The organism is Leifsonia sp. PS1209 (assembly GCF_012317045.1).
In the GTDB taxonomy this organism is placed as follows: domain Bacteria; phylum Actinomycetota; class Actinomycetes; order Actinomycetales; family Microbacteriaceae; genus Leifsonia.
Genome location: NZ_CP051154.1, coordinates 1094557 through 1107547, shown reverse-complemented (window position 1 = coordinate 1107547; position 12991 = coordinate 1094557). Strand labels below are relative to the sequence as shown.

Sequence of the window (12991 nt, the reverse complement as noted above, 5' to 3'; positions counted from 1 at the left end):
CTCCTGCGCCACCCGTGAAAGCCTGCCGAACGTGCCCTGTGGGTGGGGCAGTGCTCCCGCCCCGGATGTGCCAGCATGGGAGCGGACTACGCACGGGAAAGAGGGGCACCGCGTGACCGACGAGCAGAACTGGCAGGCACCGGGGTCGCAGGCAGGCGATGGAGCAGGGGCGAGCGCGGGCAACGAGTCCCTCGTCCCTCCCGCGCCGCAGTACGGGGAGTACGCCCCGGGATACGGCCAGCAGCAGCTCGGATACGGCCAGCAGCAGCCCGGATACGGCCAGCAGCAGCCCGGCGTCACCCAGTACGGCCAGCCCGGCGCAGGCTTCCCTCAGCAGCCCGGCTGGACTCCCCCGCCGAAGCCCGGCCTCATCCCGCTGCGGCCGCTGAGTTTCGGAACACTCATCGGTGCCCCGTTCCAGACGCTGCGGCGCAACCCGAAGATCACCGTCGGCGCGGCGCTGCTGCTGAGGGGCATCCCGTCGATCATCGCGAGCGTGCTCATCTTCTCCGGCATCTACCTGCTGATGGACAGGGCGATCAACGCGACCGCCGACGACCGCAGCGCCCTGATGGCGGGGGCGGTCGGGGGCACGATCGTGCTCGGCCTGCTGTCCGCCGTGATCGACGGCATCTCCAACGCGCTGCTCCAGGGCGTGATCGTCGGCGAGGTGGCCAGGGGGACGGTCGGCGAGAAGCTGACCTTCCGCGGGGTCTGGCGGCTGGTGCGCGGACGCGTGGGCGCCCTGATCGCCTGGACCTTCCTGTTCGGCCTCGCCTGGTTCCTCTCCGCCGCGCTGGTCGCCGTCATCGCCGCCGTGCTGTTCGCCCTCGGGCCCGCAGGGGTGGTCGGCGGCGTGCTCGTGCTCATCTTCGGGTTCCTCGGCCTGATCGTCCTCGCCATCTGGCTGAACACCAAGCTCGTGCTCGTGCCGAGCGCCATCGTGCTCGAACGCCTCCCGATCCGCCGTGCGATGGCGCGTTCGTGGGGGCTGACCACCGGCTACTTCTGGAAGACCTTCGGCACGGTCGCCCTCATCGCCGTGATCGTCTACGCCGTCGCGCAGATCATCTCCATCCCGTTCGGCCTGCTCGGCGGCATCGTCGGGGGCGTCTTCGCGCCGACGTCGCTGTCCTCGCCGGATGCGTCCAGTTTCAGTCAGGTGCTGGCCGGGCAGCTCGGCGTCAACCTGCTGGCCAGCGTGGTCGGAGCGATCGTCGGGGCGATCATGGCCGTGGTGCAGACCTCCGTCGTCGCACTCATCTACATCGACCTCCGGATGCGCAAGGAGGGCCTGGACCTGCAGCTGGTGCGGTTCGTGGAGGCGCGCCAGACCGGGCAGGACGCCCCCGACCCGTACCTGTCCGCTCCGGTCTTCACGCAGCAGCCGCCGTATCCGCCCGCGCCCGGTCAGTACCCGCCTTCGCCGGGCTCGTACCCGCCCGGTGGCTCGTACCCGCCTGGCGGCTCATACCCTCCGCCTCCGCCTCCCCCGCCCGCCGCATGACGGGCGCCGTCCTCTCTCTGCTGCGCGCCGACATCCCTGTCGACCCGAGCTCACCGGATGCTCGGCGCTGGATCGGCGACGAACTCGCGAAACCCGAGTACCAGACCGCGAAGCCGACCTGGTTCGACCTCGCCTCCAAGGCCGTGCAGGACTGGATCGCCTCGCTCTTCCAGGGTCCGGGCGGCGACGCCGGCCCGGTGCTCCTGCTCGCCGTCGTGCTGGTGATCGCCGGGCTGATCGTCGCAGCGTTCTTCATCTTCGGCCGCCCCCGTGTGAACAGGAGGACGGCGGACGGCCGCCGCTCGCTGTTCGGCGACGACGACCTCCGCACCGCAGCACAGTTGCGGCACTCCGCGGCGTCCGCAGCAGCCGCAGGCGACTGGGTGGTGGCGATCGAGGAGCAGTTCCGTGCCATCGCGCAGAGCATGGACGAACGCACCATCGTCACCGTGAGCCCCGGCACGACGGCGACCGAGTTCGCGCACAGAGCGGCGAACGCCGTCCCTGCCGAACGCGAACGACTGCTCGACGCCGCACGCGCGTTCGACGAGGTCCGCTACCTCGGGCGTCCCGGCACCGAGGCGCGCTACCAGCAGCTCGTCGCGCTCGACCAGCGCCTGCAGGAGGCACGCCCGCAGCTGTTCGGGCAGCAGCCCGTCGCGCAGGGCGGTGGCGTCCGGTGACGGAGCAGACCCTCGACCGCGAGCGCACCCCAGAGACAGCGCCGGTCGCAGCACCGGATGCGGCCCCGACGGGCGCGGAGGACGCCGCGGCGATCTCGCCCGGGCTCCGGCAGGTCGGGAGGAAGAGCATCCCGTGGATCGTGCTCGCGGTGATCGCGATCGTCGTCGCGTTCCTCGGCGCGCTGCTCACCGGCGGTCAGTCGTCGGCCGGTATCCCGCTGGACGCGGCCAACGCCGGTCCCGTCGGTGGGAAGGCGGTCGCGCAGGTGCTGCGCGGCCAGGGCGTCGACGTGCGCACGGCGAGCACGCTGAGCCAGGTGCAGGATGTGGCGACCGACGACACGACCGTGCTCGTCTTCGACCAGGGCGGGAACCTCGACGGGGACGGCTACGACCGTCTGACCGCCATCGCCAGCACCATCGTCGTGGTCGAGCCGGACTTCGCCGCTCTGAACAGGCTCGCGCCGCACGTGACGGCAGCGGGCACACCCTCCGCGAAAGGCCCCGTCGCCGCTGGCTGCGCCGTGCCGGCCGCCGCCCGGGCGGAGCGCATCGACCCTCGCTCCACGGACAACACCGCGGACGCGGGCATCGCGGGCACCTTCCGCGTGGACGGCGGGGATCCGGTCGGCTGCTTCCGCACGAACAGCGGGCAGTACGCCTTCGTGAAAACCACGTCCGACGGCCGCACGATCTACCTGGTCGGCTCGGCCAGCGTCCTGATGAACGACGGGGTCGACCGCGCGGGCAACGCCGCACTCGCCCTCGGCGTGCTCGGCGGCCACCGCACGCTCGTCTGGTATCTGCCGACGATGCTCGACCGACCGGTCACCGGCGCTCCGGACATCGGGGCGCTCACGCCCGGCTGGGTGACGCCGGTGGTGATCCTGCTCGTGCTCGTGTTCATCGCCGCAGCGTTCTGGCGGGGACGCCGTTTCGGCCCACTGGTGGTCGAGAACCTGCCCGTGGTGGTGCGCGCCGGCGAGACCCGGGAGGGCCGCGCCAGGCTGTACCAGCGGTCGTCGGCACGCTTGCGGGCGGCGGACGCGCTGCGGATCGGCGCCATCGGGCGGCTGGCGACGCTCACCGGGCTGCCCCGCGCCGCGACGGCCGCCGAGATCGCGGGCGCCGTCGCCTCGGTGACCGGCCGCGACAGGGCGACCATCCACGCGATCCTGATCGACACGGTGCCGCGCACGGACGCCGAGCTGATCGCCCTCTCAGACGACCTCGCGACGCTCGAACGAGCGACCGCGGCAGCAGTCACCCCCGCCGAGACGGGGCCGACCGGAAGAATGGATGCATGACCGACGTCACGACCGGATCGAGCGCAGCGCCCATCCACAGCCAGGACCACGACTCCACCGCTCTCCGCCACGCGCTCGCCCGCGTGCGCACGGAGGTCGGCAAGGCCGTCGTCGGTCAGGACGGGGCCGTCACCGGCCTCATCATCGCGCTGCTGGCCCGCGGCCACGTGCTGCTCGAGGGTGTCCCCGGCGTGGCGAAGACGCTGCTGGTGCGCTCGCTCAGCGAAGCGCTCAGCCTCGACACCAAGCGCATCCAGTTCACGCCGGACCTGATGCCGGGCGACGTGACGGGCTCGCTCGTCTACGACGGTCGCACCGGCGGCTTCGAGTTCCGCGAGGGCCCGGTCTTCACGAACATCCTGCTCGCCGACGAGATCAACAGGACGCCCCCGAAGACGCAGTCCGCCCTGCTCGAGGCGATGGAGGAGCGCCAGGTCAGCGTCGACGGCGTCAGCCGTCAGCTGCCGGACCCGTTCATCGTCGCCGCGACGCAGAACCCGATCGAGTACGAGGGCACGTACGCGCTTCCCGAGGCCCAGCTCGACCGCTTCCTGCTCAAGCTGACCCTGGATGTGCCCCCGCGCGACACCGAGGTCGAGGTGCTGCGCCGTCACGCGGCCGGGTTCAACCCCCGCGACCTCGCCGCCGCGGGCGTCACGCCTGCGCTCAGCGCCGCAGAGCTGCACGCGGCCAGGGCTGCGGCGGCATCCGTCGGCGCGACCGGCGACGTGCTCGCGTACATCGTCGACCTGGCCCGCGCCACCCGCACCAGCCCCTCCGTGAAGCTCGGAGTGAGCCCGCGCGGCACCACGGCGCTGCTCGCCGCGTCGAAGGCGTGGGCGTGGCTGTCCGGCTACGACTCGATCACCCCGGACCACGTGCAGGCGATGCTGCTGCCGGTCTGGCGGCACAGGGTCCAGCTGCGCCCGGAGGCGGAGCTGGAGGGTGTCGGAGTTGATGCGATCCTGCGCTCGATCGTGCAGCAGGTCCAGGTTCCGATCTAGGCAGTGACGTGACCGTATCCGGACGTTTCGTCGCCCTGCTCGCGCTCGGGGTGATCCCCGTCGTGCTGCTCGGCTGGACGGAGGCGACGTCGTACCTCGCGCTCGGCTGCTGGCTGCTGCTCTGCATCGTGCTCGGCGTGCTCGACCTGATGCTCGCCGGTTCTCCGCGGCGCGCGGTGCTCGAACGGGTGCTGCCGTCGCGCGTGCGGCTGGGCACCGAGGCGACGAGCGAACTGCTCGTGACCAACACCGGCCGCCGGGCCATCCGCGGCACCGTCCGGGATGCGTGGGAGCCGTCCGCCGGCATCGACAGGTCGCGCACCAGGGTGGCCGTCCCCGCCGGGGAGCGCAGGCGCATCACCGCGACGCTGACCCCGTGGCGGAGGGGAGAGCGCCACGTGACGCAGGTGAGCATCCGGTCGTGGGGGCCGCTGCACCTGTGGGCGCGGCAAGCGACGCTGAGCGCGCCTGGACGCATCCGGGTGCTGCCGCCGTTCACCGCGCGCAAGCACCTGCCGTCGCGGCTGGCACGCTTGCGCGAGCTGGACGGCATGACCAGCGTGATGCTGCGCGGGCAAGGCACCGAGTTCGACTCCCTGCGCGAGTACGTGCGCGGCGACGACGTTCGCTCGATCGACTGGAGGGCGACGGCACGCCGCCACGATCCCAACAGCGGACGCGGTGCCCGCGTGATGGTGCGCACCTGGCGTCCGGAACGGGACAGGCGCGTGGTCATCGTGATCGACACGGCTCGCACGTCCGCCGCCAGGATCGGCGACGAGCCGCGCATCGACACGGCGTTCGAGGCGTCGCTGCTGCTCGCCGCGCTCGCCACCCGCGCGGGCGACCGCGTCGACCTGATCGCATACGACAGGGCAGTGCGCGGCCGGGTGCAGGGCGCCAGCGGACCAGAACTGCTGTCCAGGATGGTGGATGCGATGGCCGGCATCGAACCTGCACTGATCGAGATGGACTGGTCGGCGGTGCCCGCCCAGGTGTCCGCGGTCACCAGCCAGCGGTCGCTCGTCGTGCTGCTGACCTCCGTGGAGGCGCCCGGCGCATCCCGGGGGCTGCTGTCGGTGCTTCCGCAGCTCACGAACAAGCACATCGTCGTCGTCGCCTCCGTCACCGATCCCGAGACCATCGAGGCCACGGGGATGCGGAGGAACAGGGACGAGGTCTACCGCGCTGCCGCGGCGGAGCGTTCGCTGCTCGACGTGAGCAGGGTGACCGCCGCCATCCAGCGCCTCGGCGCCGACGTGGTGACGGGCTCCCCCGAGGAGCTGCCGCCCGCGCTCAGCGACGTCTACCTGTCGCTGAAAGCCGCCGGGCGCCTCTGAGGTCAGCGGGCAGCGTCAGCCCGCGACGTCAGCCCGCGACGACGCGGCGGGAACCGGACTCGTACTCGGTCAGGTCGCCCGTCTCGCCGAGACGGACAGCGCGCCGGCCGAGAACGAGCATGTACGCGAGGAACGCGGCGAGCGCGAGCGCCCCGATCGCGATCTTCGCCCAGACCGGCAGCGCGGACGGCGTGACGAAGCCCTCGATTAGGCCGGACACGAACAGGGAGATGGCGCAGCCGACCGCCACGGTGAACAGTGCGCGCCCGTCCTCGGCGAGCGCCTGCGCACGCGTGCGGGCGCCAGGCGCGATCCAGGCCCAGAAGATGCGCAGCCCGGCGGCCGCCGCGACGAAGACGCTGGTGAGCTCGAGCATCCCGTGCGGGAGGATGTAGGAGAACATGACGTCTCCGCGCCCGTAGGCGAACATGACCCCGGCGGCCGTCCCGACGCCGATGGCGTTCTGCAGGAGCACGAACGGCACGTAGACGCCCGTGATGCCGAACGCGATGCACTGCGCCGCGATCCACGCGTTGTTCGTCCACACCTGGCCGGAGAACGACGCGGCCGGGTTGTTGGAGTAGTAGTCGATGAAGTCGTGCTCGACGTAGCGGCGCAGCTGGGCGTCCGTGCCGAAGTTGCGGAGCACCTCCGGGTTGCCGGTGATCCAGACCGCGTACAGCGTGGCGACCACCACCGTGGCGAGTGCGACGGCCAGCACCACCCACCGGATGCGGTACAGCGCAGCAGGCAGCTGGTAGACGAAGAACCTGGGCAGCATCGAGAACAGGTTCGCGCCGGCCCCGGTGAACTTCAGCCGTGCGGACGCGAGCGCGAGGGAGAGCCTGTCGCCCGTCGCCGTCGACCCCGCGATGGTCTTGATGGCCGACAGATCGGACGCCCCGGACTGGTACAGGTCGATGAGTTCGTCGGCTTCCTTGCCGTCGAGGCGGCGTCGTTTCGCCAGCTGGGCGAGCCTGTCCCAGTCGGCGCTGCGCGCTGCCGTGTATGCGTCGAGATCCATCTGCTTGAATGATAGCCATGACGGCACCTGCCCAGGCACTGCAGACGTCGGGCGAACGCGAACTCGTCACCGGCGAAGCCGTCGCGCTCGACGTCAAACCGGCCAGCTACATCCTGCGCGCAGCGGGAACGGTGATCGACTGGCTCACGTACCTGCTGGTGATGTTCGGCTGCCTGATGCTGCTCGTCGCCACCGGGAGCGGGCTGGATGCGGCGGCCGGCAGGGCGCTCGTCGTCCTCATCCTGGTGTTCGGGATGGTGGTGCTGCCGACCACGGTCGAACTCGCGACGAAGGGCAAGTCGCTCGGTAAGCTCGCGGTCGGCGCGCGCATCGTCCGCGACGACGGCGGGGCGATCGGCTTCCGCCACGCGTTCATCCGGGCGCTCGTCGGCGTGCTGGAGATCTTCATGACCTTCGGCGGCGTCGCCGCCCTCACCGGACTCCTCAATGCCCGCTCGAAGCGACTCGGCGACCTCCTGGCCGGCACGTACAGCCAGTACGAGCGCGCGCCGAAGGCGACGCCCCTCCCCCTCTATCTCGCGCCGCACCTGACCGGCTGGGCGGCGACGGCCGACGTGGCGAAACTGCCGGACAGGCTCTCCCGCCGCATCGCCCAGTTCGTGCGGCAAGCGCCGCAGCTCACCCCCGCGGCGCGGGCCGGGCTGAGCGGTGAGCTCGCCGCTGAGGCGTCCGCCTACGTGTCGCCGATCCCGCCCGTCGATGCAGAGACGTTCCTGGTGGCCGTCGCCCTGCTGCGCCGTCAGCGCGACGCCGCCGGCCTCGAGCTGGAGCAGGAGCGCCTGCAGCGCCTGGAGCCGGTGCTCGACGGCCTCCCCCACGCCTTCCCCGATCGCTAGGAGACCTGTGACCGAGTACCGCGCCCACTTCGACGCCACCGTGACGTTCGTCAACGGAGGCAGCCTGCAGACGAACGGCTTCCGGCTCGACCTGCCGGACGCATCCCTGTCGGAGGAGCAGATCGCCGAACTGTTCGTGCGGCACCTCGGGCTCGCGCTGGTCGGCGATGTGCGGCTGGACGGGCTCTCGATCGTCGAGGAGCAGCACAGGGGCAGCAGAGGGATCAGCCCGGAGCAGGCCAGGGTGCCGGAGGCCGGGCGCCCCCGCGTTGTCGACCTCAGCCACCGCATCCGGGACGGGCTCGTCACGTATCCGGGGCTTCCCGCCCCCACGATCACGCCGCACCTCACCCGCGAGGACTCCGTGGCGAAGTACGCGCCGGGCACGCAGTTCGCGATGGACATCATCACGATGATCGGCAACACGGGCACGTATCTCGACAGCCCGTTCCACCGCTACGCGGACGGTGGAGACCTGGCCTCCCTCGACCTGTCCACCCTCGTCGGGCTGCGCGCGGAGGTCTTCCACCTCACCGACCTCGGGACGCGCGGCATCCCGGCCACGGTCTTCCACGACAGGGAGCTCGCGGGGTCGGCGGTGCTGCTGCACACCGGGTGGGATGCGCACTTCGGGCGTCCGGAGTACGCGACGGGTGCGTCATACCTCACGGAGGCGGGCGCGCAGCACCTCGTGGATGCGGGGGTCGCCCTCGTCGGCATCGACTCGCTCAACATCGACGACACCGAGGGCGGAGGAGAGCGGCCGGCGCACACCCTGCTGCTCGCCGCGGGCATCCACGTGGTCGAGCACCTGACCAACCTGGGCTCCGTGCCGGCCCGCGGCGCACGCTTCACCGCCGCGCCGCCCGCCGTGGAGGGGTTCGGGACGTTCCCCGTGCGGGCGTACGCGGAGGTTTAGCGACTCGCGTGCGTCAGTGACCCAGGCGCGTCAGTCGTGCAGGATGCGCTGGAACAGCACGTGGTCCTGCCAGCGGCCCGCGATCTTGAGGTAGTTCGGGGCCACCCCGATGCGCTCGAAGCCGGAGCGGGTGAGCACGGACTGCGACGCCTGGTTGTGCAGCAGCGTCGCGGCCTGGATGCGGTGCAGGCCGTATTCGTCGCGCGCCGCCGCGATGATCGCGGCGAGCGCCGTGGAGGCGAGACCCTGCTTGGTGTGCGCGCGATCGAGCCAGTATCCGATCATCGCGCTCTCGAAGGCGCCACGGACGATGCTGCTCAGGTCGAACCCGCCGGCGACGGCGTCCCCGTCCATGATGAGCAGCGGGATGGCCGTGCCCGCCTCGTAGAGGGCGAGCAGCTCGGTGGTGCGCTTGAGCTGGCCCGCCTCGGTGAAGAACTCCTCGGTGCGGGTGGGCTCCCAGGGCGCGAGGTGTCCGCGGTTGGCGACGTATGCTGCCGCGAGCGCCGGGGCGTCCTCCGGCCTGCGCACGCGCAGGATGAGGCCGCCCGGCAGCGCGCGGTCGGTGAAGGTGGGTGTCATCAGTATCGGTAGTGGTCGACCTTGTACGGGCCGTCGACGCTGACGCCGATGTATGCGGCCTGCTCGGGGGTGAGCGTCGTCAGCTCGACGCCGAGCGCATCCAGGTGGAGGCGGGCGACCTTCTCGTCGAGGTGCTTGGGCAGCACGTAGACGCCGATCGGGTAGTTCTCCGTCGACACGTACAGTTCGAGCTGGGCGAGCACCTGGTTGGTGAACGAGTTGCTCATCACGAAGCTCGGGTGGCCCGTGGCGTTTCCGAGATTCATCAGGCGGCCCTCGGAGAGCACCAGGACGCTGCGTCCGCTCGGCAGGCGCCACTCGTGCACCTGCGGCTTGATCTCGATCTTCTCCGCGCCTTCCAGCGCTTCGAGGCCCGCCATGTCGATCTCGTTGTCGAAGTGACCGACGTTCGCCACGATGGCCTGGTGCTTCATGGCCAGGATGTGGTCGAGGGTGATGACGTTGAGGTTGCCCGTGCCGGAGATGAAGATGTCGACCTGGTCGACGACCGACTCGATGCGGGCCACCTGGTAGCCGTCCATCGCCGCCTGCAGGGCGTTGATCGGGTCCACCTCGCTGACGATCACGCGCGCGCCCTGGCCGCGCAGCGCCTCCGCTGCGCCCTTGCCGACGTCGCCGTATCCTGCGACGAACGCGACCTTGCCGCCGATCAGCACGTCGGTGGCGCGGTTCAGGCCGTCCGGCAGCGAGTGGCGGATGCCGTACTTGTTGTCGAACTTGCTCTTGGTGACCGAGTCGTTGACGTTGATGGCCGGGAACAGCAGCTGGCCGTCGCGGGCGAGCTCGTAGAGGCGGTGCACACCGGTGGTGGTCTCCTCCGTGACGCCGAGGATGTCCGCAGCAACGCGGGTCCAGCGGTCGGAGGACTCCGCGAGGGATGCGCGCAGCGCAGCCAGGATCACGCGGTACTCGTGGCTGTCGCCCTGCGCGTCGTCCGGGACGGCGCCGGCGAGCTCGAACTCGCGGCCCTTGTGCACCAGGAGGGTGGCGTCGCCTCCGTCGTCGAGGATCAGGTTCGGGCCGGTCCAGTCCGCCCCGGCGGCTTCCGCTTCCGCCGTCCAGTCGAAGATCTGCTGGGTGCACCACCAGTACTCTTCGAGGGTCTCGCCCTTCCAGGCGAACACGGGAACGCCGGCCGGCGCATCCACGGTGCCGTTCGGGCCGACCGCGATGGCGGCCGCCGCGTCGTCCTGGGTGGAGAAGATGTTGCAGCTCGCCCAGCGCACCTGGGCGCCGAGCGCGACGAGCGTCTCGATCAGCACGGCGGTCTGCACGGTCATGTGCAGCGAGCCGGCGATGCGCGCGCCGGCAAGGGGCTGCGACGCGCCGAACTCCTCGCGGAGCGACATGAGACCGGGCATCTCGTTCTCGGCCAGACGGATCTGGTGACGTCCCGCTTCAGCGAGGGAGAGGTCTGCGACCTTGAACGGAAGAGTGGAGGTGGATTCAGCGACGGTGGTTGTGGCCATTGCCCCATTGTCGCATCCGGTGCCCGACTCTCACAGTCGTGTGTCGCGCCGGCTCTCCGTCAGGCGCGGATGAGCGCCAGCACCTCGTCCCGGATGCGCTGCATCGTCGCCAGGTCCGCCGCCTCGACGTTGAGTCGCAGCAGCGGCTCGGTGTTCGACGGACGCACCGAGAACCACCAGAACGGCTCGTCTCCCCCGACGAAGCCGGTGACGGTCAGACCGTCGAGCTCGTCGAACTCTGCACGGCCGGTGAAGGCCTCCACCACGCGCGTGAACGCGGCGGGAACGCCGTCGACCGTCGAGTTGATCTCGCCGGACATCGGGTAGGGCGTGAACCGGGCAGACAGCTCGGACAGCGGGCTGTCCTGGCCGCCGAACTCGGCGAGCAGGTGCATGGCCGCGAGCATCCCGTTGTCTGCGCTCCAGAAGTCGCGGAAGTAGTAGTGCGCCGAATGCTCCCCACCGAAGACGGCGCCGGATTCACGCATCGCATCCTTGATGAGGGTGTGGCCGACGCGGGTGCGCAGCGGCGTCGCGCCTGCTGCCTCGATGGTCTCTGGGACGACGTTGGAGGTGATCAGGTTGTGGATGACCGTGATGTCCGCGTCTGGGTCCTCCCGCCTGGCGCGGGCGATCTCGCGCAGTGCGACGATGGCCGCGACGGCAGACGGGGTGACGGCGTCGCCCTTCTCGTCCACGACGAAACAGCGGTCGGCGTCCCCGTCGAAGGCGAGCCCGAGGTCGGCGCCGTGCTCGACCACCGCGCGCTGCAGATCGACCAGGTTCTTCGGGTCGAGCGGGTTCGCCTCGTGGTTCGGGAAGGAGCCGTCCAGCTCGAAGTACATCGGGATGATCGTGAGCGGCAGAGCGGGAAGGCCGGCTGCGTCGCCGAGCACCGCCGGGACGGTGAGGCCGCCCATCCCGTTGCCGGCATCGACCACGACCGTGATCGGGCGGATGACGGACAGGTCGACGAGCGACCGCAGGTATGCGGCGTAGTCGGCGAGCACATCCGCTTCGCGGAACCCGCCCTGCTCGTCCACCGGGTCGACGCCGTCGTGCAGGTACACGGCAGCACGGTCGCGCACCCCGGCGAGCCCGGTGTTCATGCTGAGGCCCTGCGCGCCGGCGCGGGAGAGCTTGATGCCGTTGTACGTCGCCGGGTTGTGGCTCGCGGTGAACATGGCCGCCGCGGACGCCAGCGCTCCGGATGCGTAGTACGACTCGTCCGTGGAGCACAGCCCGATCGACACGACGTTGGCACCCCTGGCCTGCGCTCCGCGGGCGAACGCCGCGGCGAAGGTGGGCGACGAGTCGCGCATGTCGTGGCCGACGATCACGTCCTCCCCGGCAGCCCCGACCTCGTCGACGAAACCGGCCGCGATAGCGGTGACGACCTCCTCCGTCAGGTCTTTGCCGACCAGACCGCGGATGTCATAGGTCTTGACGACAGCGTCGAGAGAGGAATTGCTGGGGACGTTGCTGTTGCTGCTCACGCCCCATAACCTACTTCACCGAACACCTCGTGCCGCATCACCTGCCAGCCCTGCGGCGCGGACAGACGCTCGGCGTGGATGGCGCACAGGTCGTACGAGTGCGGTTCGTGGCTCAGGCTCAGCGGGCCGAGCACGGCCATCGAGTCGGCGTACACGTAGGTGAGCGTGGCCACGGCATCGCGTGGACACGCCACGCGGGAACATGGACGGCTCAACATCGGGCTCAGAATACCCGAGCGCGGGCGACGTAGGATTGCGACATGCCCCGCAACCGCCGCTCAAGCAGCCAGCCGCCTGCCACCTCCCGGTGGCGCAGCAGGCACGGCAGGGGTGCGAGAGGCCCGGTGACCGGCCCCCACCTGCCGATGCTGAACAACAGGATCGACTTCTTCGACATGACCGTCGCATCCACGGCCGACTACCTCAAAGGCGTCTGGCCGAACGAGCTCGCCGACGTGCACTTCGAGGTCGCTGCCACCCCCATCGGCAACACGGGCAGCGACGGCGTCGACCGCTGGCACGTCGACCACGCCCAGCGCCGCATCGTGCTCTACCGCGTCCCGATCCAGCGCCTCACCAAGCTGCACCGCAACGACGACCTCCACCGCAGGATGTTCGTCGAGGGCTGCGTGTTCCGTGCAGTGGCGGAGCTGCTGGGGAAGGACCCGTGGGACCTGGCGCCGGACCGGTACCGGCACTTCTAGCACGGTGGCCGCGCGCTTGCGGTCAATCAAGGCTCCATCCGCGCAGCCTTGCCGAACAAATGCATTCGTAGCCTTTTG

The 12991-nt window shown here is 70.6% G+C and carries 13 protein-coding genes; 8 read left to right on the top strand and 5 right to left on the bottom strand.

The window, feature by feature from the left end; translation table 11 throughout:
* Positions 1-112 precede the first annotated feature (112 nt).
* The 5 genes from HF024_RS05300 to HF024_RS05280 are packed head-to-tail and all read left to right on the top strand — an operon-like array spanning position 113 to position 5841.
* Positions 113-1507 (top strand): glycerophosphoryl diester phosphodiesterase membrane domain-containing protein, encoded by a 1395-nt coding sequence (locus tag HF024_RS05300; RefSeq protein WP_168688896.1) that lies wholly within the window; start codon positions 113-115, stop codon positions 1505-1507.
* Positions 1504-2190 carry a DUF4129 domain-containing protein gene (locus HF024_RS05295; protein WP_085371326.1) on the top strand — a complete coding sequence of 229 codons (687 nt, stop codon included), beginning with the start codon at positions 1504-1506 and terminating at the stop codon, positions 2188-2190. The genes HF024_RS05300 and HF024_RS05295 overlap by 4 nt, the downstream gene beginning before the upstream one ends.
* Positions 2187-3497 carry a DUF4350 domain-containing protein gene (locus HF024_RS05290; RefSeq protein WP_247597313.1) on the top strand — a complete coding sequence of 437 codons (1311 nt, stop codon included), beginning with the start codon at positions 2187-2189 and terminating at the stop codon, positions 3495-3497. Before HF024_RS05295 ends, HF024_RS05290 begins: the two co-directional genes overlap by 4 nt.
* Positions 3494-4501, top strand: a complete 1008-nt coding sequence (locus HF024_RS05285; protein ID WP_168688895.1) for a MoxR family ATPase — start codon at positions 3494-3496, stop codon at positions 4499-4501. The genes HF024_RS05290 and HF024_RS05285 overlap by 4 nt, the downstream gene beginning before the upstream one ends.
* 8 nt (positions 4502-4509) lie before the next feature.
* The gene (locus HF024_RS05280; protein WP_168688894.1) at positions 4510-5841 is read left to right on the top strand and encodes a DUF58 domain-containing protein; all 1332 of its coding nucleotides are present in this window, start codon (positions 4510-4512) and stop codon (positions 5839-5841) included.
* 28 nt (positions 5842-5869) lie between these two features.
* On the opposite strand, the gene HF024_RS05275 is transcribed toward HF024_RS05280, so the two are convergent.
* A complete protein-coding gene (locus tag HF024_RS05275; protein ID WP_085371329.1) occupies positions 5870-6865 on the bottom strand; it encodes a stage II sporulation protein M in 996 nt (331 codons plus the stop codon).
* A 17-nt stretch (positions 6866-6882) separates the two neighbouring features.
* On the opposite strand from HF024_RS05275, the gene HF024_RS05270 reads away from it, so the two are divergent.
* Together HF024_RS05270 and HF024_RS05265 are read left to right on the top strand one after the other, a co-directional pair.
* Entirely contained in the window at positions 6883-7722 is an 840-nt protein-coding gene (locus HF024_RS05270; protein WP_085371330.1) for an RDD family protein, read from the top strand.
* A gap of 7 nt (positions 7723-7729) precedes the next feature.
* A complete protein-coding gene (locus HF024_RS05265) occupies positions 7730-8641 on the top strand; it encodes a cyclase family protein (RefSeq protein ID WP_168688893.1) in 912 nt (303 codons plus the stop codon).
* A 30-nt stretch (positions 8642-8671) separates the two neighbouring features.
* Here the strand turns inward: HF024_RS05265 and HF024_RS05260 are convergent, their stop codons facing one another.
* Genes HF024_RS05260 through HF024_RS05245 form a run of 4 tightly spaced genes read right to left on the bottom strand, consistent with a single transcriptional unit; the run spans position 8672 to position 12427 of the window.
* The gene (locus tag HF024_RS05260; protein WP_168688892.1) at positions 8672-9223 is read right to left on the bottom strand and encodes a GNAT family N-acetyltransferase; all 552 of its coding nucleotides are present in this window, start codon (positions 9221-9223) and stop codon (positions 8672-8674) included.
* Positions 9223-10713, bottom strand: coding sequence for an adenosylhomocysteinase (gene ahcY / locus HF024_RS05255; RefSeq protein ID WP_168688891.1), 1491 nt, complete (start codon positions 10711-10713; stop codon positions 9223-9225). Before ahcY ends, HF024_RS05260 begins: the two co-directional genes overlap by 1 nt.
* Before the next feature lie 59 nt (positions 10714-10772).
* On the bottom strand, positions 10773-12209 hold the full coding sequence (locus tag HF024_RS05250; protein WP_168688890.1) for a phosphomannomutase/phosphoglucomutase: 1437 nt from the start codon (positions 12207-12209) through the stop codon (positions 10773-10775).
* Entirely contained in the window at positions 12206-12427 is a 222-nt protein-coding gene (locus HF024_RS05245; protein WP_085371335.1) for a DUF3499 family protein, read from the bottom strand. The genes HF024_RS05250 and HF024_RS05245 overlap by 4 nt, the downstream gene beginning before the upstream one ends.
* Positions 12428-12469: 42 nt before the next feature.
* On the opposite strand from HF024_RS05245, the gene HF024_RS05240 reads away from it, so the two are divergent.
* On the top strand, positions 12470-12913 hold the full coding sequence (locus HF024_RS05240; RefSeq protein ID WP_085371336.1) for a metallopeptidase family protein: 444 nt from the start codon (positions 12470-12472) through the stop codon (positions 12911-12913).
* Positions 12914-12991 lie beyond the last annotated feature (78 nt).